Source organism: Streptomyces sp. NPDC050448 (assembly GCF_040655295.1).
Classification (GTDB): domain Bacteria; phylum Actinomycetota; class Actinomycetes; order Streptomycetales; family Streptomycetaceae; genus Streptomyces.
In genome coordinates, this window is the sequence record NZ_JBFAJR010000001.1 from 494,930 (window position 1) to 516,873 (window position 21,944).

Annotated in this window: 17 protein-coding genes; 13 read left to right on the forward strand and 4 right to left on the reverse strand. The window is 73.0% G+C overall.

The annotated features are described in order from the left end of the window. The first annotated feature begins 217 nt into the window (after positions 1-217). Positions 218-2,308, forward strand: a complete 2,091-nt coding sequence (locus AB0I68_RS02280) for a PIG-L family deacetylase (protein WP_363175261.1) — start codon at positions 218-220, stop codon at positions 2,306-2,308. A 278-nt stretch (positions 2,309-2,586) separates the two neighbouring features. On the opposite strand, the gene AB0I68_RS02285 is transcribed toward AB0I68_RS02280, so the two are convergent. Further along, a complete protein-coding gene (locus tag AB0I68_RS02285; RefSeq protein ID WP_363175262.1) occupies positions 2,587-3,948 on the reverse strand; it encodes a glutamine synthetase family protein in 1,362 nt (453 codons plus the stop codon). A gap of 173 nt (positions 3,949-4,121) precedes the next feature. On the opposite strand from AB0I68_RS02285, the gene AB0I68_RS02290 reads away from it, so the two are divergent. The 8 genes from AB0I68_RS02290 to AB0I68_RS02325 all read left to right on the forward strand — a co-directional run bounded on the left by AB0I68_RS02290 (position 4,122) and on the right by AB0I68_RS02325 (position 12,679). Next, positions 4,122-4,505, forward strand: coding sequence for a hypothetical protein (locus tag AB0I68_RS02290; RefSeq protein WP_363175263.1), 384 nt, complete (start codon positions 4,122-4,124; stop codon positions 4,503-4,505). Positions 4,506-4,577: 72 nt separating this feature from the next. Continuing rightward, positions 4,578-5,264 (forward strand): DUF3105 domain-containing protein, encoded by a 687-nt coding sequence (locus AB0I68_RS02295; RefSeq protein ID WP_363175264.1) that lies wholly within the window; start codon positions 4,578-4,580, stop codon positions 5,262-5,264. Beyond that, entirely contained in the window at positions 5,261-5,998 is a 738-nt protein-coding gene (locus AB0I68_RS02300) for a DUF305 domain-containing protein (RefSeq protein WP_363175265.1), read from the forward strand. The genes AB0I68_RS02295 and AB0I68_RS02300 overlap by 4 nt, the downstream gene beginning before the upstream one ends. A gap of 123 nt (positions 5,999-6,121) precedes the next feature. Further along, a complete protein-coding gene (locus AB0I68_RS02305; protein ID WP_363175266.1) occupies positions 6,122-6,541 on the forward strand; it encodes a CBS domain-containing protein in 420 nt (139 codons plus the stop codon). Positions 6,542-7,070: 529 nt separating this feature from the next. After that, positions 7,071-7,691: a hypothetical protein gene (locus AB0I68_RS02310; protein WP_363175267.1), complete on the forward strand. Its 621-nt coding sequence runs from the start codon at positions 7,071-7,073 to the stop codon at positions 7,689-7,691. A 110-nt stretch (positions 7,692-7,801) separates the two neighbouring features. Next, positions 7,802-9,451: a multicopper oxidase family protein gene (locus AB0I68_RS02315; RefSeq protein WP_363175268.1), complete on the forward strand. Its 1,650-nt coding sequence runs from the start codon at positions 7,802-7,804 to the stop codon at positions 9,449-9,451. Positions 9,452-9,576: 125 nt separating this feature from the next. Then, positions 9,577-10,860, forward strand: a complete 1,284-nt coding sequence (locus AB0I68_RS02320; protein WP_363175269.1) for a DUF4190 domain-containing protein — start codon at positions 9,577-9,579, stop codon at positions 10,858-10,860. A 64-nt stretch (positions 10,861-10,924) separates the two neighbouring features. Continuing rightward, positions 10,925-12,679, forward strand: a complete 1,755-nt coding sequence (locus AB0I68_RS02325; protein WP_363175270.1) for an NAD+ synthase — start codon at positions 10,925-10,927, stop codon at positions 12,677-12,679. Between the two features lie 202 nt (positions 12,680-12,881). Here the strand turns inward: AB0I68_RS02325 and AB0I68_RS02330 are convergent, their stop codons facing one another. After that, positions 12,882-13,910, reverse strand: coding sequence for an endonuclease/exonuclease/phosphatase family protein (locus AB0I68_RS02330; protein ID WP_363175271.1), 1,029 nt, complete (start codon positions 13,908-13,910; stop codon positions 12,882-12,884). A gap of 340 nt (positions 13,911-14,250) precedes the next feature. Here AB0I68_RS02330 and panB point away from each other — a divergent pair, with 340 nt between their 5' ends. The 3 genes from panB to AB0I68_RS02345 all read left to right on the forward strand — a co-directional run bounded on the left by panB (position 14,251) and on the right by AB0I68_RS02345 (position 17,159). Next, positions 14,251-15,111, forward strand: a complete 861-nt coding sequence (gene panB / locus AB0I68_RS02335; RefSeq protein WP_363175272.1) for a 3-methyl-2-oxobutanoate hydroxymethyltransferase — start codon at positions 14,251-14,253, stop codon at positions 15,109-15,111. A 156-nt stretch (positions 15,112-15,267) separates the two neighbouring features. Then, positions 15,268-16,302, forward strand: coding sequence for an ATP-binding cassette domain-containing protein (locus AB0I68_RS02340; protein WP_363175273.1), 1,035 nt, complete (start codon positions 15,268-15,270; stop codon positions 16,300-16,302). Beyond that, positions 16,299-17,159, forward strand: coding sequence for an ABC transporter permease (locus AB0I68_RS02345; RefSeq protein ID WP_363175274.1), 861 nt, complete (start codon positions 16,299-16,301; stop codon positions 17,157-17,159). Before AB0I68_RS02340 ends, AB0I68_RS02345 begins: the two co-directional genes overlap by 4 nt. Positions 17,160-17,218: 59 nt before the next feature. Here AB0I68_RS02345 and AB0I68_RS02350 read toward each other — a convergent pair whose 3' ends face one another. Then, positions 17,219-20,587, reverse strand: coding sequence for a BTAD domain-containing putative transcriptional regulator (locus tag AB0I68_RS02350; RefSeq protein WP_363175275.1), 3,369 nt, complete (start codon positions 20,585-20,587; stop codon positions 17,219-17,221). 31 nt (positions 20,588-20,618) lie between these two features. Between AB0I68_RS02350 and AB0I68_RS02355 the strand changes: the two genes are divergently transcribed. Beyond that, complete coding sequence (locus AB0I68_RS02355) at positions 20,619-21,419, forward strand: site-2 protease family protein (RefSeq protein WP_363175276.1); 801 nt, start codon at positions 20,619-20,621, stop codon at positions 21,417-21,419. 7 nt (positions 21,420-21,426) lie between these two features. On the opposite strand, the gene AB0I68_RS02360 is transcribed toward AB0I68_RS02355, so the two are convergent. Beyond that, on the reverse strand, positions 21,427-21,612 hold the full coding sequence (locus AB0I68_RS02360) for a hypothetical protein (RefSeq protein WP_363175277.1): 186 nt from the start codon (positions 21,610-21,612) through the stop codon (positions 21,427-21,429). Positions 21,613-21,944: the final 332 nt, after the last annotated feature.

A 21,944-nucleotide genomic window follows, 5' to 3' on the forward strand; every position in this document is an offset into this window, starting at 1 on the left:
CAATCGCGTCCGGTCGTTTTCGGAAAGCAGGAGTCGTCGAGCACATCGGTGAACCAAGTCCCCCGATTTGGCCTCTCACTGAGTGCACCGACCGCTCTGACCGCTTCCTCCTGCTCTGACTGCCTGACTGCCTGACTGCTCCGACTGCTCCGACTGCTCCGACTGCTCCGACTGCTCCGCGGTTCTTCCCGCCCGGAACGACCCCAAGGCGTGACCGATGCCGATTGCCCGTCGCCGCTTCCTCCTCGCGGCCCTCGTTCCCGTACTCACCGTCGGTGCCACCGGCGTGCTCGCCGTCGCCACCGGCCAGCAGACGGCGGCAGAGGCCACCCAGGAACAGGGCCCGGCCGTCGCGCTCCCGGCGAGCACCACGGCCGGATCGGTGGTCCAGATCGTCGCCCATCCCGACGACGACCTGTTCTTCATGAACCCGGACCTCAGCCGGTCGCTGACGGCCGGACTCCAGCTCACCACCGTCTACCTGACCTCCGGCGAGGCCGACGGCCGCAACGAGGCCCAGGGAGCCGACGCCAAGGACCCCGAGCAGCCCGCCGACCGCGCCCACTACTCAGAGGCCCGGCAGAACGGCATCCGTTCCGCCTACGCCCAGATGGTCACCGGGGACCGCACCAGTGCGTGGAAGCGCTCGGTCATACCCACCGCGGGCGGCGGCCAGGCCGAGCTCGACGTCCTGATCGCCCGGCCCCAGGTCAACCTGGTCTGGCTGCAGTTGCGCGAGGCCCGCAACCCCACCGCGGAGAACCCGGACAGCCTGCGCGGCCTGTGGAACGGCAAGATACCCGCGCTCGGCGCCCAGCTGACCTCCGGAACCCCGGTCAAGCAGCCGTACGCGTACACCAAGGACCAGGTCGTACAGGCGCTGGCCGGGCTGCTCGCGCTGTACAAGCCGACGACGATACGCATGCAGGACCCGACGCCGGGCCGGTACCACGACACCGGCAAGTACACCGACCACCAGGACCACATGTACGGCGCCCGCTTCGTGCAGGCCGCCACCGCCGCGTACGCCGCCCAGGTCGGCGACCGCCCGCGGTTCTCGGTGCAGAACTACCTCGGCTACCACAACGGCACCCTCCCCCACGCCCTGGACCCGCAGACGGCCGAGACGAAGATCGGCTACCTCAAGACGTACGCCTGGCTCGACCACGAGAACTACTGCGGCAGTCCCTCGGGCTGCGGCGACCGCAAGGTGGCCGGCAGCCCCACCGGGCGCAACTGGGCCCAGTCGCTGCGCTACGCCCGCGCCGACAACACCTCCTGGCTGGTGGCGGGCACCCCCGGCCGCCTCTACGCCTTCGCGGCGCTCGACGGCCAGATGGCCGTCTGGACCCGGCAGAGCGGCCCGGGCGGCTGGACGGGCCCGGCCCTGCTCCCCGGCACCGGCATCGACCCGGGCGCGAGCACCGCCCGCCTCCCCGACGGCCGCATAGCGGTCCTCGCCACCCGTACGAGCCTCGGCCCGGCGCCCTCGGACTACCGGCGCGAGATCGTGTACGCCGTCCAGTCCGCGCCGGACGGCCCGTTCGGGCCGTGGCAGTCGCTCGGCACCCCCGAGGGGGCCGACGAGGACGGCACCTCCTCGATCAGCGCGCCCTCGGCGGCCGTGGCGCCGGACGGCCGGCTCACCGTCTACGTCCGCGACTCCCGCCGCACGCTGCGCGCCCGCGAACAGCAGCCGGCCGGCGCCTTCGGCCCCTGGCAGCAGCTGGGCGGCGAGGACCTGCAGAGCGACCCGGTGACGGCGGTCGACGCCGCCGGGCGCCGCCAGGTGTACGCCACCACCGGCAAGACGGTCCTGGCCTGGACTCAGCCCGCCCCGGGTGCCCCGCTCGAGGGACCGTTCCCGACGGGCCTGCCGGCCACCACGGTCCCGCTCTCGGCGGCTCCGGAGGGCGCGGGGATCCGGCTCTACTTCCGCCGCCCCGACTCGGGGGTCGTCCGTACGGCCCTGGTCACGGCGGGCTCCGGCAAGCCGCAGGTCTCGAGCGTCTCGGAGGCCGGCGGCCGGGCGGGCTACGGCGCGGTCGGCGTCGCGGGCCGCCTCCTGTCGGGCCGCGCGGACACGGGCACGATCAGCACGACGGGCCTCGGCGGCCCGCCGGCGTGGACGGAATCGAAGATGCTCTACGCGGGCGCCCCGGCCGGCATCCTCGAGCCGGCGGGCGCGACGACGACGGCGGTCCTGGGTCTGGACGCCGAACTCCACATCACCACCACGCCACCCGCCACCCCGGACCCCGCCCAGCCCTCCCGCACCACCTGGCACCGAGCCGTCCGCCCGGCGTGACCCGCTCCCGGCCTCACAAGCCCGGGGTCAGGAGGTGCAGGATGCGGTCGGTCGTCCAGGTGCCCGATGCTCCCGGGCAGGAGGCGAGACAGGCGGCGATGTCCTCGTACGACGCGTGCCGGACCCGGTCGGGCGCCGGCAGTCCCGGCGAGGGGTACGGCCGTGTGCAGGGTCATGCTCGCGGTCTCCTGCGCAGGGGACGGGACGACTCCGGGCCGGCGGTCGGTGACCGTCGGCCCGGAGTGTCAGAAAATTCCGACAGCGGCGCTGACCTGCTGTTACAGGACCGGGAGGTTCTTGCGGAGTTCGAAGGCGGTGACCTCCGAGCGGTACTCCTCCCACTCCTGCTTCTTGTTGCGCAGGAAGAAGTCGAAGACGTGCTCGCCGAGGGTTTCAGCGACCAGTTCGCTGCGTTCCATCAGGGCGATGGCCTCGCCGAGGTTCTGGGGGAGGGGTTCGATGCCCATCGCGCGGCGTTCCGCGTCGGAGAGGGCCCAGACGTCGTCGTCGGCGCCCGCCGGGAGCTCGTAGCCCTCCTCGATGCCCTTGAGGCCGGCCGCCAGCAGGACGGCGTAGGTGAGGTACGGGTTGGCGCCGGAGTCGATCGAGCGGACCTCCACGCGGGAGGAGCCCGTCTTGCCCGGCTTGTACATCGGGACGCGGATCAGGGCCGAGCGGTTGTTGTGGCCCCAGCAGATGTACGAGGGGGCCTCGCCGCCTGAGCCGGCCGTGCGGGAGGAGCCGCCCCAGATGCGCTTGTACGAGTTGACCCACTGGTTGGTGACCGCTGCCGTTTCCGCCGCATGGCGCAGCAGGCCCGCGATGAAGGAGCGGCCCACCTTGGACAGCTGGTACTCGGCGCCCGACTCGTAGAAGGCGTTGCGGTCCCCCTCGAAGAGGGAGAGGTGGGTGTGCATGCCCGAGCCGGGGTACTCCGAGAACGGCTTCGGCATGAAGGTGGCCTGGACGCCCTGTTCGAGCGCGACCTGCTTCATGACGAGGCGGAACGTCATGATGTTGTCCGCCGTGGAGAGCGCGTCCGCGTAGCGGAGGTCGATCTCCTGCTGGCCCGGGGCGCCCTCGTGGTGGCTGAACTCGACCGAGATGCCCATGGATTCGAGCATGGTGATCGCCTGGCGGCGGAAGTCCATGCCGACGTTCTGCGGAGTGTGGTCGAAATACCCGGAGTTGTCGGCCGGTACCGGGCGGGTCCCGTCCAGCGGCTTGTCCTTCAGCAGGAAGAACTCGATCTCGGGGTGGGTGTAGAAGGTGAAGCCCAGGTCGGAGGTCTTGTTCAGGATGCGCTTGAGGACGTATCGCGGGTCCGCGAACGACGGCGACCCGTCCGGCATCAGGATGTCGCAGAACATCCGGGCGGTCCCGGGGGCCTCGGCGCGCCACGGCAGTATCTGGAACGTGCTGGGGTCCGGCTTGGCGATCATGTCGGACTCGTAGACCCGTGCGAAGCCCTCGATGGCCGATCCGTCGAAGCCGATGCCCTCGTCGAAGGCCTGCTCCAGCTCGGCGGGGGCGACCGCGACGGACTTCAGGAAGCCCAGTACGTCGGTGAACCACAGGCGCACGAACCGGATGTCGCGCTCCTCGAGCGTCCGGAGGACGAATTCCTGCTGCTTGTCCATGCCTTCATCCTCGCAGTTCAGACGGCCTGTGCACCACCTCCCCCGTGGGCGGGGGCACAGTCGGGCGGGCCCAGTATCGCCAGCCGCGGTTTCCGCCACATTACGCACCCCTGAATGGTCGTGGCACCCCCGCACTGACCTCGGGCCCGTCATGAGCATTACCATCTGCGCCCATGGGGGGCCGGGAGGACACGGGGCACGGGCGCATCGGGCGTCGCCTGCCTCGGCATGCCGTCATCGCGGTCGCCCTCCCCGTGCTGCTCGGAGCGCTGTTCCTGTGCGTTAGGCCGGGTGAGGCGCACACCGTGAGCGCCGTACGCGGTCCCGTCCACGGGCACGGGACGCACGCCGTCTGCGCGTCCCCCGACGAGCTGCCCGGCTGCTCCCCCTTCTCGCACGTCGCCCCCGGCGTGCTGCCCGCTCCGCCGCCCGCCGTGACCGTGGCGGGTTCCGCCCCGGATCCCGCCGGGCGCTGCGCCGGCAGGGGGCCGGCCCGGCCGCACGGGACGCTCGCCCGGGCCCCCGACCTCCATGCCCTCCAAGTGCTGCGGACCTGACCGGTCCGGGCGCCGTACCGCGCTCCACCGGATGCATCCCTCCACCCCCCTCAGCAGAAGGATTCAGGGCACATGGCCAGCAGGACCCCGTACGACAGCAACTCCCCCCAGGCCCGTATAGCCGAGATGCGCCGCGCCGAGCGGGCCCGCGACCGGCGCAACGCGGCCATCGCGATCACGGTCTCGGTGGCCGTCGCCGCCGGGCTCATCGGTTTCGGCGCGTGGGTGATGATCGACAAGCAGGAGAAGAAGGACGCCGCGGCCGCGGCGGTCCGCAAGGCCGAGGCCGCCGCGGCGGAGGCCCGCAAGGCCCCGGTGGACGGCGAGCAGACCTGGGACGCGAAGACGCTGGGCCGCAACCACGTCGAGACCCCGGTGAAGTACCCGATGAACCCGCCGGTCGGCGGCGACCACAGCCCCCGCTGGATGAACTGCAACGGCGACGTCTACAAGAACCCCGTCCCCGACGTGAACGCCGTCCACTCGATGGAGCACGGCGCGGTCTGGGTGACGTACAACGAGAAGGCGGCCAAGCCCGACCTCGACACGCTCGCCGCGAAGGTGTCCAAGACCCCGTACACGCTGATGAGCCCGGTCAAGGAACAGGCCGGCACGATCATGCTGAGCGCCTGGGGCAAGCAGCTGACGGTGGACAAGGCGGACGACCCCCGGGTCGCGCAGTTCCTCACCAAGTACGTGCAGGGCCAGCAGACCCCGGAGCCGGGCGCGGCCTGCACCAACGGGCTGGCCGAGAAGTGACCCGTACGACCCGTACGTACTGGGCGGCCGGGACGGCCGTCCTCCTCGCACTGCTGTTCGCGGCTGCGGCCACGGTCACCGCCGCGAGCGGCAGCGACAGCGGCGGCTCCGGTGCGCCGGGCCTCTACTCGCCGGACGCGGGCTTCGCGCGGGACATGGCCGTGCACCACCAGCAGGCGGTGGAGATGTCCTTCATCGTGCGGGACCGCACCAAGGACGAGCCGGTGCGCGGGCTCGCGTACGACATCGCGAACACCCAGGCCAACCAGCGGGGCATGCTGCTGGGCTGGCTGGACCTGTGGGGGCTGCCGAAGGTGGTGGCCGACGAGCCGCCGATGTCCTGGATGGGGTCGGCGGAGCATGCAGGGCACGACATGGGCGGGCCCGGCATGGGCGGGCCCGGCATGAGCGGGCACGACATGAGCGGGCACGACATGAGCGGGCACGACATGAGCGGCGCCACCACCAAGCCCGGTGCGCTGATGCCCGGCATGGCCACCAAAGAGGAGCTCGCGCAGCTCGGCGCCGCCGAGGGCCGGGACGCGGAGGTGCTCTACCTCCAGCTGATGACCGACCACCACAAGGGCGGTGTCGCGATGGCCCAGGGCTGCGCGGCGCAGTGCGAGACCCCCGCCGAGCGGGCGCTGGCCCGGGGCATGGTCGCGGCGCAGCAGTCGGAGCTCGCCCTCATGGCGGACATGCTGAAACAGCGCGGAGCTGCGCCGCGCGGGTGACGGGCCACGCCCGTACGGTGGTGGGAGGGCGCCCTCATCAGGCCCTCCCCCCACCGGCCTCCCGAGGGTGCCGAGGCGGGCGCATCCGCGCCCGGCCGCACCGGCGTGCTCAGGAGGTAAGCAATGACCACCGCGGCAGACATCATGCACCCCGGGGCCCAGTGGATCCCGGCCACCGCGACTCTGGACAAGGCCGCTCAGCTCATGAGCCGGCTCAATGTGGGCGCCCTGCCCATCAGCGATGCCGCCGAGCGGCTCTGCGGCATCATCACCGACCGCGACATCGTCGTGAACTGTGTGGCCCAGGGTCTGAACCCGTCGGAGATGACCTGTGGTGACATGGCCCAGGGCACCCCGCGCTGGATCGACGCGGGCGCGGACGTCTCCGACGTGCTGGACGAGATGGAGAGCCACCGGATCAAGCGGCTCCCGGTCATCAAGAACAAGAAGCTGGTCGGCATCATCAGCGAGGCGGACCTGGCCCAGCACCTCGACGAACATCAGCTGGCGGGCTTCGTCGAGAAGGTCTACGCGAGGCGCTGACCCGGTCCACTCGGCCGATCCGGCCGATCCGGCCGCCCCGCCCCCCGCACCGCAGCGTCCAGGACCGCCCGGGCCACCAGGCCCGGGCGGTCCAGCATGACCAGGTGCCCCGCCGGTTCGGCGATCTCGAAGCGGGCGCCGAGCCGGTCGGCCAGTTCCGCCTGGCGTTCGGGCCAGCGCAGGGCCGCCCGCCCGGACGAGCCGTCGTACCCCGTGATGACGGTGGCGGGCAGGGCCGACGGGCGCCCGGTCCGCAGCGCGAGGACCTCGGCGGCGGTGTCGGGGTAGCGGGAGTCCTCCAGCAGGGCGCCGCTGACGTACGTCTCGACGGGGTTCAGGCCGGTCTAGAGGACGACTTCGAGCACCCACGCGGTGTACGCGGCGGCGCCCAGGCCGATGAGGAGGGCGACCGGCCACGCACTTTTCGCGAACATCCCCTTTTCGGGCGGTGTGGACATACCGCGCATCACCCTCGACACGGCGGACCCGGTCCTACGATCAGATACCCACCCGGGGTAGGGTTCCGCTCATGACGCGCCCTGCCCTGCGCACTGCCCGGCGAGCCGCCCGGTGGCCCCGGCTGCTGCTGCTCGCTGTGCTGCTCCTGGGCATCGTCACCATGCACACCCTGGGCCATCCGAGTCGGTCCCACACCATGGAGGACGCGGCTCCGGTCGCCGCCGTTGCCTCGGCCGGGCGCGCCGCCGGCCACGCGTCGGGCGGTATGCCGGGCCGTGCGGGGGCCGACCCGACGGGCCGCGCCCCGGGCCACACCACCGGCCGCACCCCGGGCCACACCACCGGCCGCACCCCGGGCCACACCACCGGCCGCGCCCCGGGCCGCACCACGGACCGCGGCGCCGGGTCCGCGGACCGCCGCGAGGCCGCCCCGCCGACGGGCACGGCACGGGCGTCCGACGCCCCGGGGCCGGCCGCCGGGTCCCCGCTGCCCGGCACCGGGATGGATCCCATGTCGGTGTGCCTGGCCGTGCTCGGCGGATTCACCCTGCTGATCCTGGGCGCCGGACCGGCCGGCCTCCGCGACGCCGCTCCGCTCGGGGGCGCGGCCCGTGCGCTGGGCCGGTCCGGCGGACCGGACCCGCCCTCACCCCGCGAGCGCCTCACCCGGCTGGCGGTCCTGCGCGTATAGCGGCGGGCCCGCTGCCGCCCCCGCATGCCCGCGCGCCTCCGCGCTCAGGGCCCGAGCGGCGGCAGCAGACGGCGCCCATCCGCTCGTATTCGACACCACGAGGTGCTCCCATGCGCTCTCTTCCCACCCGTCGCGCCGTTCTCGGCGCCTCCGCGGCCCTCGCCGGTTCGGGGCTGCTCGCCGCCTGCTCCGACGGCTCCGGCATGGCCGGCATGGACCACGGCTCCATGAAGCACGGCGGCTCGTCCCCCGCCGCCTCGCCGGGCGGCTACGTCGACCCCGCCGGGCCGGAGGTGCAGGCTGCCGAAGCCGCCCGCAAGGCCACCGGACCGGTCTCCGAGGTCAAACTGACCGCCACCGCCACCCCGCTCGACCTGGGCGGCGGGCTCACCGTCCGCTCCTGGGCGTACGGCGACAGGCTGCCCGGCCAGGAGGTCCGGGTCACCGCGGGCGGCACCCTCGCCCTGACCCTGGCCAACAACCTCCCGCAGGCCACCTCCCTGCACTGGCACGGCCTCGCCCTGCGCAACGACATGGACGGGGTCCCGGGCCTGACCCAGCGGGACATCGCGCCGGGCGCGTCGTTCACGTACGAGTTCGCCGTCCCGCACCCCGGGACGTACTGGTTCCACCCGCACTCCGGTGCCCAGCAGGACCGCGGCCTCTACGCCCCGCTCATCGTGGAGGACCCGAAGGAGCCCCTCTCCTACGACAAGGAGTGGGTGGTGGTCCTGGACGACTGGATCGACGGAGTGGACGGCTCCACCCCGGACGCGGTCCTCGCCGAACTCCGCAAGGGCATGGACATGGGCTCGGGCTCGGCATCCGGCTCGGGCGGGCACGCGGGCCACGGTGGCGCCGCCGGCCCGCAGACTCCGGCCGGGGGCGGGCCCTCGCGCCTGCTCATGGGCGGGGACAGTGACGTCCTCGGCAAGGACCCGGGCGACGTCGCGTACCCGTACTACCTGGTCAACGGCAGGACGGCGCAGGACCCGTCGGTCTTCACCGCCAAGCCCGGGGACCGGATCCGGCTGCGGATCGTCAACGCGGGCGGTGACACCGCCTTCCGGATCGCCCTCGGCGGCCACGAACTGACGGTCACCCACACCGACGGCTACCCGGTGGAGCACGCGAAGACCGGCTCCCTGCTGCTCGGCATGGGCGAGCGGTACGACGTACTGGTCACCGCGCAGGACGGGGTGTTCCCGCTCACCGCGCTCGCCGAGGGCAAGGGCGGGTCGGCATCGGCGCTCGCCCTGCTGCGCACCGGGCCGGGGGCGGCGCCCACCGCCGCGACCCGGCCCGCCGAGCTGGCCGGGAGGCCGCTGACGGCGGACGGGCTGCGCGCCGCGGAGCCCGTCGTACTGGCGGCTCGCGAGCCGGACCGCACGATCGGGATCAAGCTGACCGGAGGGATGGAGAAGTACGACTGGGCCTTCGACGGCAAGCCGTACACGGCGGACCAGCGGCACCCGGTGAAGGCGGGCGAGCGGGTCCGGCTGGAGTTCACCAACTCGACGACGATGTGGCACCCGCTGCACCTGCACGGGCACACCTTCGCCCTCAACGGCGGCGGCCGGGGCGGCGCCCGCAAGGACACCGCGCTGATCCTGCCCGGGGGTGCCTCCCGGACGAAGTCCGGGGGAGGGACGCTGACGGTGGACTTCGACGCCGACAACCCCGGTCTGTGGATGGCGCATTGCCACAACGTGTACCACGCGGAGGCCGGGATGATGACGGTGCTCGGCTACCAGCGGTAGCCGAGCGGCAGGGGTTCGGCCCCCGGCCTGCGGGCCGGGGGCCAAACCCCCTTGGAGCGGTCCGGGGCGCATGGCAGGCTTGGTGATCACCGCGCACACCATCCCCGTGAGGACTCCCACCAGGTATGAGCACGCCCCCGAACCCGCCCAGCAGCCCGTCCGGTCCGCCGACGGAGCCTGCGGGCACGCCCATACCGGAGCCGGCCTCCGCGCCCTCCGCGCCCGAGCCGGCGCAGCCGCTGTCGCTGCGGAAGACCCCGGAGCCGGAACCGACCCCGGAGCCCGCGCCCGCGCCGGAGCCGGAGCCGACCCCGGAGCCCGCGCCCGCCCCCGTGCCGGTGCCGGAGCCCCCGCCGCTGCCCGAAGCGCAGCCCGAGCCGGCACCCGCGCCCGCAGCCGCGCCGGCGCCCGAACCGCAGCCCGCCGCGGCCCCGGAGCAGGCCCCTGCCCCGGCACCGCAGCCCGCGCCGGCGTCCGCGCCCGACGCCTTCGCGCCGCCGACCGCGCCCATGCCCGCAGCCCCTCCGTACGGCGCGCCCATGGCGCCCGGCGGGTTCGGCGGTCCCGGCGCGCCCGTGCCGCCCGTCAGTCCCTGGGGTGCCCACGCGGGCCCCGGCGCCACCCCCGGCAACCCGTGGGGCACGCCCGCCCGGCCCACCAACGGCCTGGCCGTCGCCGCCCTCGTCATCGGCATCGGCGCCGTGGTCATCGGGCTCATCCCGTTCGTCTTCTGGGCGGGCTGCCTCCTCGCCGTGGTAGGCATCGGCATCGGCATCGGCGCCCTCGTCCGCGCCTCGGACGGCGCCGGCCGCAAGGGGATGGCCGTCGTGGGCACCGTGCTCGCCGTGCTCGGCTTCGGCGCCTCGGCCGGCGGCTTCCTCCTCACCGGCCTCATCCTCGACAAGGCCGTCGACCACCGGCTCGACGACGACTGGAACCCCCCGGCCGGCCCCCGCCGCAGCATGCCGCCGTTCCCGAAGGCCTCGCCCTCGCCCATGCCTTCGCCCTCCCAGGTCCCCGGCATGACGAGTCCGCTGCCGTTCGGCGAGACGTACACGTACCCGAACGGCATCAAGGTGACCCTCTCGACGCCGACGAAGTACGTCACGAAGAACAAGTACTCCCAGGTGGGCAACGCGGTGGAGATGACGCTCACCATCACCAACGGCTCGTCCGCCCCGCACAACGTCATCTACGCGATGCCCAACGTCCGCGACGAGAAGGGGATGACCGCCAAGCTCGTCTTCGACGGCGACGTCCCGAAGATGATCAAGGGCGACATCCTGCCGGGCGAGTCCGCCAGCGGGGTCATGGCCTTCGAGGTCCCCGAGGGCACCGAGCGCATCAGCGCCGACATCTCGCCCGGAGTCCTGATGCCCAACGCGAAGTTCAGCGGCCCGATCGGCTGACCGGAGCACATCGGATGCCCGGGGCCCAGGACATCGCGTCAGAAAGACGATTAGACTGGGCCCCGTGCCTCAACTTCGCCTCGCTCTGAATCAGATCGACTCGCAGGTCGGCAACATCGCCGCCAACGCCGACTCGGTCGTCCACTGGACCCGGCACTCCGCCGAGCAGGGCGCCCACTTGGTGGCGTTCCCGGAGATGATGCTGACCGGGTACCCCGTCGAGGACCTCGCCCTGCGCGGCTCCTTCGTCGACGCCTCCCGCACGGCGCTGCTCGAACTCGCGGAGCGACTGGCGGCCGAGGGCTTCGGCGAGCTGCCAGTCGTCGTCGGGTACCTCGACCGCTCCGAGAAGGCCGCCCCGCGGCTCGGCCGCCCCGCCGGTTCCCCGGAGAACGCGGCCGCCGTGCTGTACGGCGGGAAGGTCGTCCTCCGCTTCGCCAAGCACCACCTCCCCAACTACGGCGTGTTCGACGAGTTCCGGTACTTCGTCCCGGGTGACACCCAGCCGGTGATCCGGGTGCGCGGCGTCGACGTGGCCCTGGCGATCTGCGAGGACCTCTGGCAGGAGGGCGGCCGCGTCCCGGCCACCCGCTCCGCCGGGGCCGGCCTGCTGATCTCCGTCAACGCCTCCCCGTACGAGCGCAACAAGGACGACCTGCGCCTGGAACTGGTCCAGAAGCGGGCCAAGGAGGCCGGCTGCACCCTCGCCTACCTGGCGATGATCGGCGGCCAGGACGAGCTCGTCTTCGACGGCGACTCGATCGTCGTCGACGGCAGCGGCGAGGTCATCGCCCGCGCCCCGCAGTTCTCCGAGGGCTGCGTCCTCGTCGACCTCGACCTGCCCGCGGCGCGGGCCGACGCCCCCGAGGGCGTGGTCGACGACGGCCTGCGGATCGACCGCGTGGTCCTCTCCGAGCAGCCCGTGGAGCCGTACGAGCCGGTGGTCACCGGAGGCTACGCCGACCGCCTCGACGACGACGAGGAGATCTACGACGCGCTGGTCGTGGGCCTGCGCGCGTACGTGAAGAAGAACGGATTCCGCTCCGTCCTGATCGGGCTCTCCGGCGGCATCGACTCCGCGCTCGTCGCCGCCGTCGCCTGCGACGCGATCGGCGCGCAGAACGTGTACGGCATCTCGATGCCCTCGAAGTACTCCTCGGACCACTCCAAGGGCGATGCGGCAGACCTGGCCGAGCGGACCGGCCTGAACTTCCGGACCGTACCGATCGAGCCGATGTTCGACGCGTACATGGGCTCCCTGGGCCTGACCGGCCTGGCCGAGGAGAACCTGCAGTCCCGGCTGCGCGGCACCATGCTGATGGCGGTGTCCAACCAGGAGGGCCACATCGTGCTGGCCCCGGGCAACAAGTCGGAGCTGGCCGTCGGCTACTCGACCCTGTACGGCGACTCGGTGGGCGCGTACGGCCCGATCAAGGACGTCTACAAGTCGGACGTCTTCCGGCTCGCGCAGTACCGCAACCGGGCCGCGGCCGAGCGCGGCGAGGCCCCGCCGATCCCGGAAAACTCCATCGTGAAGCCGCCGAGCGCCGAACTGCGCCCGGGCCAGGTGGACACGGACTCACTGCCGGACTACCCGGTACTGGACGCGATCCTGGAGCTGTACGTGGACCGCGACCAGGGCCTGGAGGCGATCGTGGGGGCCGGCTTCGACCGCGAGCTGGTCGCCAGGACGCTGCGGATGGTGGACACGGCGGAGTACAAGCGCCGGCAGTACCCGCCGGGCACGAAGATCTCCGCGAAGGGCTTCGGCAAGGACCGCCGGCTGCCCATCACGAACGGCTGGCGCGAACACGCGTAGCCGCTGCGCACGGCCCGGCTCCGAAAGGAGCCGGCCGCGTCCGGCGGCGCAGGAGCCGGCGGGCCTGAGCCGGCGGCTCGGCGCCGACGGACCCGTGCGGCCCGACGGACCGGGCTCCGGGCCGTCGGACGGGCTCCGGGCCGTCGGACGGGCCCCGGGCCGTCGGACGGGCCCCGGGGCCGGCTGCGGCCCCGGACACCCCCTAGTTGCGCACCGTCAGCCGCGCGGCGACCGGCAGGTGGTCGCTGCCGGTGCGCGGGAGGGTCCAGGAGGCCTCCGGCTTGATCCCGCGGACCATGATCTGGTCGATCCGGGCCATCGGGAACTGGGCCGGCCAAGTGAAACCGAAGCCGTCGCCCGCGGCGCCCTGGGTGGAGCGCATCTGCGAGGTGACCTCGGACAGGGACCGGTCGTTCATGGTGCCGTTGAGGTCCCCGAGCAGGATGACCTTCTGCAGCGGTTCGGCGGCGAGCGCGGCGCCGAGGGCCCCGGCGCTGTTGTCGCGCTGGTTCGCGGTGAAGCCGGCGTTGAGCTTGACCCGGACGGAGGGCAGGTGGGCGGCGAAGACGGCGATCCGGCCGTACGGGCTGTCCACGGTGGCGCGCATGGCGCGGGTCCAGCCCATCTTGATGTCGACGGGCGAGCTGGCGCTCAGCGGGTACTTGCTCCACACGCCGACCGTGCCTTCGACGGCGTGGTACTTGTACGTGCCCGCCAGGGCCTGCTCGTAGACGGGGACGACGCTGCCCTTGAGCTCGGTCAGGGCCAGGACGTCGGCCCCGGACTTCGCGACGCGGCCGGCGGTGCCGCGCGGGTCGGGGTTGTCGGCGTCGACGTTGTGGGCGGCGACCATCAGGTTGCCGCCGGATCCGGACTTGTCGAGGACCAGGCCGCCGAACAGGTTCACCCAGACGACGGCCGTCAGCAGTATCGCGATCAGTGCGGTGGCCGACCTGCGGACGACGGCGGCGACGAGCAGGAGCGGGACGGCCAGGCCCAGCCAGGGCAGGAAGGTCTCGGTGAGACTGCCGAGGTTGCCCACGTCGTTCGGCAGCTCGGCATGGAAGATCATGACCAGCGCGACCAGGGCCGCCAGGGCCGCGGTGACGATCCCGCGCCGCCAGATCCCCCGGTCGCGGCACAGCTCGGCCAGTCGGCGCCGGAGGCGGGATCCGGAGGGCTCGGGCTCCGAGCCGCCGTTCCCCGTCTCCGTCATGTACGCCTGTGCCATGCCACTGCCCTCGCTGCCGTGCTTGCGCTGCGTCTCCGCACCATGACCCTAGGCGATCGACGAAGCCTTCCGTGCCGTTGTTCCGGCCGTACGTCCGGGAGGACGAACGGCCGTGTGACCGAGGTTCCGCTTGTCACGAAACGCGCACATTCGCTCTCGCGCGCGTCGAACGGCCCGGGAGGGGACCATGAGGGGGCCAGGAGTGGTGCTGGTGTGAGCCAGGAGTGTGACGCACCGGCCGTCGCCCCACTTTCGCCACGGCCCGGGCAGGTGCCACCATGGTGGGTGAGTCCGGGGACGCCGTAAGGGCGCCTCGAGATGACATCAAGGAGCAGTTGCAATGACGCATGCCGTTTCGCCTGCCCGCGAAGCCTCCTCCCCCACCCTGTACGGAGGCACGGGCACCCGGCGGGTCACCGTCCGCGACCTCAACCTCGCCAAGGAGCGCGGCGAGAAGTGGCCCATGCTCACCGCCTACGACGCGATGACCGCGTCCGTCTTCGACGAGGCCGGCATCCCGGTCATCCTCGTCGGCGACTCCATGGGCAACTGTCACCTCGGCTACGAGAACACCGTCCCCGTGACGATGGACGAGATGACCCTGCTGTCGGCGGCCGTCGTACGGGGCACCGGCAGGGCACTGGTCATCGGCGACCTGCCGTTCGGCTCGTACCAGGAAGGCGCCGTGCAGGCGCTGCGCAGTGCCACCCGCCTCGTGAAGGAAGCCGGCGTCGGAGCCGTGAAGCTGGAGGGCGGCGAGCGCTCGCTGCACCAGACCGAGATGATCGTGCAGGCCGGCATCCCCGTCATGTCCCACCTGGGCCTGACCCCGCAGTCCGTGAACGCCATGGGCTACCGGGTACAGGGCCGCGGCGACGAGGCCGCGCACCAGCTGCTGCGCGATGCCAAGGCGGCGCAGGACGCGGGCGCCTTCGCGGTGGTGCTGGAGCTGGTTCCGGCCGAGCTGGCCGCCGAGGTCACCCGGTCCCTGCACATCCCGACGGTCGGCATCGGCGCCGGCGCGGAGTGCGACGCGCAGGTGCTGGTGTGGACCGACATGATGGGCCTGACCGGCGGGAAGCTGCCGAAGTTCGTCAAGCAGTACGCGAACCTCCGCGCGACCATGGGCGACGCGGCGAAGGCCTTCGCCGAGGACGTCGTCGGCGGAACGTTCCCGCAGGCCGAGCACAGCTTCCACTGACCGGGTAGGCACCCGGTCCGACGGCCCGCCGACGCCTCGTCGGCGGGCCGTCGGTTTCGCACCGGCTTCGCACCGGCTTCCTGTCGGTTGCCCGTCGGTCCGCTGTCGGCCTGCTGTCGGTGCCCTGTCGGTGCGCTGTCGGCGGCCGATGCTCCCATGGTGGACATGACGCGAAACGACAAGAATCCCCTGAACGGCCCGAACGCCGTAGAGGTGCGGGGACTGGTCAAGCACTACGGCGAGACCAAGGCCCTCGACGGTGTCGACCTGGATGTCCGCGAGGGCACGGTCCTCGGGGTCCTCGGCCCCAACGGCGCCGGCAAGACCACCCTCGTGCGCTGCCTCTCCACCCTGATCGTCCCGGACGCCGGGACCGCGACCGTCGCGGGCTGCGACGTGGTCCGCCAGCCGCGGCAGCTGCGCCGCACCATAGGCCTGACCGGCCAGTACGCCTCGGTCGACGAGAAGCTCTCCGGCTGGGAGAACCTCTACATGATCGGCCGCCTCCTCGACCTGTCCCGCAAGGACGCCCGGTCACGTGCCGACGAGCTGCTGGAGCGGTTCTCGCTCACCGACGCCGCCAAGAAGGCCGCGATGAACTACTCCGGCGGCATGCGCCGCCGGCTCGACCTGGCCGCCTCGATGATCGGCCGGCCGGCCGTGCTGTACCTGGACGAGCCGACCACCGGCCTCGACCCCCGCACCCGCAACGAGGTGTGGGACGAGGTGCAGCGGATGGTCGCCGAGGGGGCCACCGTCCTGCTCACCACCCAGTACATGGAGGAGGCCGAGCAGCTCGCCAGCGAGCTGACGGTCATCGACAAGGGCAAGGTCATCGCCAACGGCAAGGTCGACGAGCTGAAGGCCCGGGTGGGCGGCCGGACCCTGAAGATCCGCCCCGTCGCCGCCTCCGACCTGCCGGGCATGGCCCGTGCGCTGGCGGAGGCCGGGCTCGACGGCGTGGCCGGCTCCCAGGCCGTGCCGGACGAGGGCGTGCTGCTGGTCCCGATCCTGAGCGACGAGCAGCTGACCGCCGTGGTCGGCCTGCTGGCCGCCCGCGGGTACGCGATCGCCGACCTCGGCACGTACCTGCCCAGCCTGGACGAGGTGTTCCTGGCCATCACCGGCCACAAGCCCACCTCGGACGAGGACTCGCTTTCCACCGACCAGACCGAGGAGGTCGCGGCATGAGCACCGGAACCACGACGAAGCCCCGTACCGCAGCGGCCACCGCGGCCGCGCGGAAGGCATCCGCGGCCCCGGCCGGCGAGGGCCGGATCGGCCTGCGGGCCAACCTGCGGCACATCGGCGCCCTGGCGCGCCGCAACGCCCTGCAGATCAAGCAGGACCCCGAGTCGATGTTCGACGTCCTGCTCATGCCGATCATCTTCACGCTGCTGTTCGTGTTCGTCTTCGGTGGCGCGATCTCCGGCAAGGGCCAGCAGGAGGCGTACGTCAACTACGTCGTCCCGGGCCTGATGGCCATGATGGGCATGAACATCGCCATGGGCGTCGGCACCGGCGTCAACGACGACTTCAAGAAGGGCGTGATGGACCGCTTCCGGTCCATGCCGATCGCCCGGTCGTCCGTCCTGATCGCCAAGATCGTCGTCGAGCTCGGCCGGATGATGGTCGCCATCGCGATCCTGCTCACCGTGGGCTTCTTCCTCGGCCTGTCGATCAAGACCTCGGTGTTCGACCTGCTCCTGTCCATCGGCCTGTCGGCGGTCTTCGGCGCCTCGCTGATGTGGATCTTCATCCTGCTCGGCCTCACCATGAAGACCGCGCAGGCCGTCCAGGGCATGGCGATGCTGGTCCTGATGCCGCTGCAGTTCGGCAGCTCGATCTTCGCCCCGCCGTCGACCATGCCCGGCTGGCTGCAGACCTTCACGGACTACAACCCGCTGTCCAACCTCGCGGACGCGGCCCGCGGCCTGATCAACGGCGGTCCGGTCGCCCACTCGGTGACGGTGACCCTGATCTGGTCCGTGGCCATCACGGCGGTCACCATGCCGCTCGCGGTCCGCAAGTTCCGCCAGAAGACCTGATCCGGGGCGACCGGTCCGTTCCGGATCGCGTCCCGGACGGGCCCCGCACGGGGGCCGGGTCAGATGAGGGCGGCGGCCTCCTCCAGGGTGAGGCCGCCGCCTTCGGCGTACGCCGACGCGTACGCGGCGTCGCCGAGCGCGGCGCGCGTCAGCTCCTCGGCCCGGGCGGCGTCCTCGCGTTCGGTGCTGATGGGGAAGTGCTGGGGCGGCAGCAGGGCCCGGTACGCGCCGAGCAGCCGCGCGGCGTCGTACGCCCCCTGCGGGCCGCCGAGGCTGACGTGGGCGAGGGCCGCCGTCATCAGGTACACGGCCGACATGTGCGGGGCGACCATCACGGCGAGCGGGTCCCCCGCGGTTTCCATCGCCTGCCGGAGCAGGGGCAGGGCCTGCGCGTACTTGCCCTCCTGGTTCTCCAGCCAGGCCATCGTGCCGAGCAGGAACCCGTCGAAGATGGCGTACGCGCCGAAGGCGAACTCGTCGCGCAGCAGCTGGAGCTGGGCACGGGCCTCGGCGATCCGGCCGGTGCGGCCGTAGACGCTCGCGAGGAACATCCGGGCGGCGGGCATGGCCTCGTTGCTGAAGCTGCGGGGGGTGCTCAGGATCTCGCCGAGAAGTGCCTCGGCCTGGTCGGCCGCACCGCTCTCGATGAGGACGCCGGCCATCCGCACGCGCAGGACCGTGACCTGGGACTGGGCGCCGAGCCGCTCGGCGTGCTCTATCGCGGACCGGAAGTCGGCGGCGGCCAGTGCGTACTCGCCCCGCTTCTCGCGGGATTCCGCGCGGGCGGACAGGGCCTCCGCACAGCCCCAGTCGTCGCCCAGCGCATCGAAGATGGCCAGGCTCTCGTCGGCGTCACGGGCCGCGTCGCCGGACCAGTCGGCGCGATTGGCCAGCACGTTGGCCCGTACCTGGAGCGCGGCGGCCAGCTCCCAGCGGTAGTCCAGCTCCCGGGCGGCGCCGACGGTGGCGTCGAGGACCTGCCGGAGCAGGCCGGAGTCCCCGGCGATCATGACGGCGTAGATCCACAGGCCCCCGGGGGTCCGGCAGGTCTGCGGCAGACCGGGCCGGTAGGCGGCGACGATCCCGTCGACCTGGGCCCGTATCTCCGGCGCGTTCCAGCTCTCGTTGGTCTGGTCGCGGGAGGCGAGCTGGATCATCCGGATCCCGCGCCAGGCCTCGGTGAGCAGTTCCCCGCCGTACGGCGGGGGCGTGTCCACGAGCCGCGCGTGCACCGGCTCGGCGGGGGCGACGGGCGCGACGAAGGGGTCGGGGACGAGCGCGCAGGCGGCGTTGGACCAGTGCCGGGACTCGGCGCGCAGTTCGTGCATCTGCCAGTACCAGGTGAGGGAATGGACCAGGCAGAGCACCTCGTCGGTGTCGCGGGCGGCGACGGCGCGGCGCAGCGCGGTACGGAGGTTCTCGTACTCGGTGGCGAACCGCTGCGCGGCCTCCCGCTGGCGGCGGCCGCGCAGCAACGGCTCGGTGGTGCGGGCGAGTTCCCGGTAGTACGTGAGGTGGCGGCGCTCGGTGTCCGCACGGTCCCCGTCGGCCTCGGCCAGCCGCTCGGCGGCGTACTCGGCGACGGTTTCGAGGAGTCGGTAGCGCATGCCTGCGCCGTCGGGGCCGGGGGCGGCGACGACGAGGGACTTGTCGACGAGGGAGCCGAGGAGGCCGAGGGTGCCGGGGTCGGCGCAGACGGCTTCGGCGGCGGCCACGTCGCAGCCGCCGGCGAAGACGGAGAGCCGGCGCAGCACGGCGCGCTCGGGCTCGTCCAGCAGGTCCCAGGACCAGTCGACGACGGCGCGCAGGGTCTGCTGGCGGGGCAGGACGGTACGGGCGCCGCTGGTCAGGAGGCGGAAGCGGTCGTCGAGGCGGTCGGCGATCTGGCGCGGGGTGAGCAGCCGCAGCCGGGCCGCGGCCAGCTCGATGGCGAGCGGCAGCCCGTCGAGGCGGCGGCAGATCTCGGCGGCGGCGGCCGGGTCCTGCCCGACGGTGAACCCGGGGCGAGCCGCAGCCCCGCGGTCGCCCAGCAGCCGCAGGGCGACGGGGTCGGGCAGCGGCTCCACGGGACGCAGCGACTCGCCGGGGACGCCGAGGGGTTCGCGGCTGGTGGCCAGGATCCGGACGCCGGGGCAGCGCGCGAGGAGTTCCCCGGCCAGCTCTGCGGCGGCGCCGACGACGTGCTCGCAGTTGTCCAGGATGATCAGGAGCCGCCGGCGGGCGCAGTGCTCGGCGAGCCGGTCGAGCGGGTGGTCCCCGGCCCGGTCGGTCAGCGCCCGCAGCTCCTCGGCGGAGGCGCCGCGCAGCTTGGTCTCCCGCGCGCCGAGCGCGGTGAGCGCGGCCTCGGCGACGTCCTCGGGATCGTCCACGGGAGCCAGCTCCACGAACCACACGCCGTCGGGCCAGGCCGCCGCCGCGTGCTCGGCGGCTTCCTGGGACAGCCGCGTCTTCCCGGCCCCGCCGGGTCCGAGCAAGGTGACGAGCCGGGCCCGCACGAGATCCTGCCCGATGACCCGGATGTCCTCCTCCCGCCCGACGAAGGTGGTCAGCCGCGCCCGCAGGTTCCCCGGGCCGGGGGGTACGACCACAACCGCCGGTCCGGCCGAGCCCGGCTGCGCCGGGTGGGCGGTCGGGCCGGGGGGCGGGGGCGGAGCCCAGGCAGGGGGCGGGGCGGGGGGCGGGGCCAGGAGGGCTGCGTGGAGGGCTTGGAGGGCGGGGCCCGGGTCCGTGCCCAGGCGGGCGGCCAGGTCCCGCCGCACGGCGTCATAGGCGGCGAGCGCCTCCGCCGGCCTGCCCGCGTCCCGCAGCGCCCGGATCCGCAGGACCTGGAGCGGCTCGTCCAGCGGGCGCTCCCCGCACAGGGCGGTCAGCTCCGGGAGGGCGCGCTCGGCGTCGCCCAGCGCCAGGGCCGCCGCGAGCCGGCCCCGGCGCGCGTCCAGACGTACGGCCTCCCACCGGGCGGACTCGGCCGCCGGGTCCGGCAGATCCGCCAGCGCCGGGCCGCGCCACAGCGCGAGGGCCTCGTCGTACAGGGCGGCCGCCTCGGCCGGGTCCTGCGCCGCGGCCCCGGCCCGCGCGAGCCGCTCGAAGCGGTACAGGTCGACGTCCTCGCGCGCGGCGACCAGCAGGTATCCGCCCTCCGCCGAGCGCACCGCCCCGTGTCCCAGCGCCCTCCGCAGCCGGGCCACCAGCGCCTGCAGCGCGGCCGGCGCGTCCGCCGGCCGGTCCCCGTCCCACACCTCCGCCACGAGCAGCTGCGGCGGCACCGCCCGCCCGGGGCGCAGCGCGAGGGCGGTCAGCAGCGCGCGCAGGCGCGCTCCGCCGACGGCGACGGGGGTGCCGTCGTCGCGGATGGCCTGGGACGTACCGAGAATCGTGTAGCGCACCGGCCCATTGTCCCCGGCTCCACCCCCGGACCCGTACTCCATTCGGCCCCCTGCCCGGGGTAGGTTTCGCCGCATGGGTCATCAGGGCAGCCGCAGCGAGCGGCAGATCAGTTCCGTGTTCCTCGGCATCGCCGCCGTCATGGCGGTCACCGGGTGGGCCGTGTGGACGGGGTACTCGACGAGCACCGGCCTCGCCGTGTTCCTCTTCGTGACCTCGGCCTGGGTCGTCTCCCTCTGCCTGCACGAGTACGCGCACGCCCGCACTGCCCTGCACAGCGGCGACCTCACGGTCGGGGCCAAGGGCTACCTGACGCTGAATCCGCTGAAGTACACGCACGCGCTGCTCAGCATCGTCCTGCCGGTGATCTTCGTGATCATGGGCGGGCTGGGCCTGCCCGGCGGCGCCGTGTACATCGAGCGCGACCGGATCCAGGGCCGCTGGAAGCACAGCCTCATCTCGGCGGCGGGTCCGCTGACCAACGTGGCTTTCGCAGTCGTCTGCACGGCGCCGTTCTGGCTGAACGCCCTCGACGGCGTCCCGCTGCCGTTCCGCTTCGCGCTCGCCTTCCTCGCGCTGCTCCAGGTCTCGGCGGCGATCTTGAACTTCCTGCCGGTCCCGGGCCTGGACGGCTACGGGATCATCGAGCCCTGGCTCTCGTACCGGATCCGCCGCGAGGTGGCGCCGCTGGCGCCGTTCGGGCTGATCGCCGTCTTCGCGCTGCTGTGGATCCCGGAGGTCAACGGGTACTTCTTCGACGTGGTGCGCAACCTGCTGTCCTCGCTCGGCGTGTCCGACCTGGAGACCTTCTGCGGCCGCGACCTCTACCGCTTCTGGCAGGACACGAACGGCTTCTGCACGGCCCCGCGGTCGTGAAAACCGCCTAGCCGGCGGAGCGCGCGGCCTTCTCCGCCTTCGCCTTGCGCAGGTAGTACCAGGCCATGTTGGACGTGAGTCCGGCCATCAGCACCCAGATGATCCCCAGGAAGCTGCCCTCCACGAAGGCGACCACGGCCGCGGCCGTGGACAGCACGCAGACGACGATGGCGAACACGGCAAGGCGGGGCATGGGAACAGCTCCTCGGCGACACGGAACGGGGTCGAGCCCCTCCAGTGTCCCCCATGGCCCGCAGTACTCCCGTAAAGCCGCCACGCGTTCCGCTTCCGACCCTTTTCCGCCGTTCCCCGGTCTCCCGCGCAGCCCGCGCAGCCCGCGCAGCCCGCGCAGCCCGCGCAGCCCGCGCAGCCCGCGCAGCCCGCGCAGCCCGCGCAGCCCGCGGCCACGGTTCGCCGGAGGCGCGCCGCACCTCCCGCGCGACAGGAACGACGGCAGCACCCGGAGCCGCGGGGGCCGGCGGGCGGGGGCGGTGGGCCGGGGGGGCAGCGGGGGGGGGGGCGAAG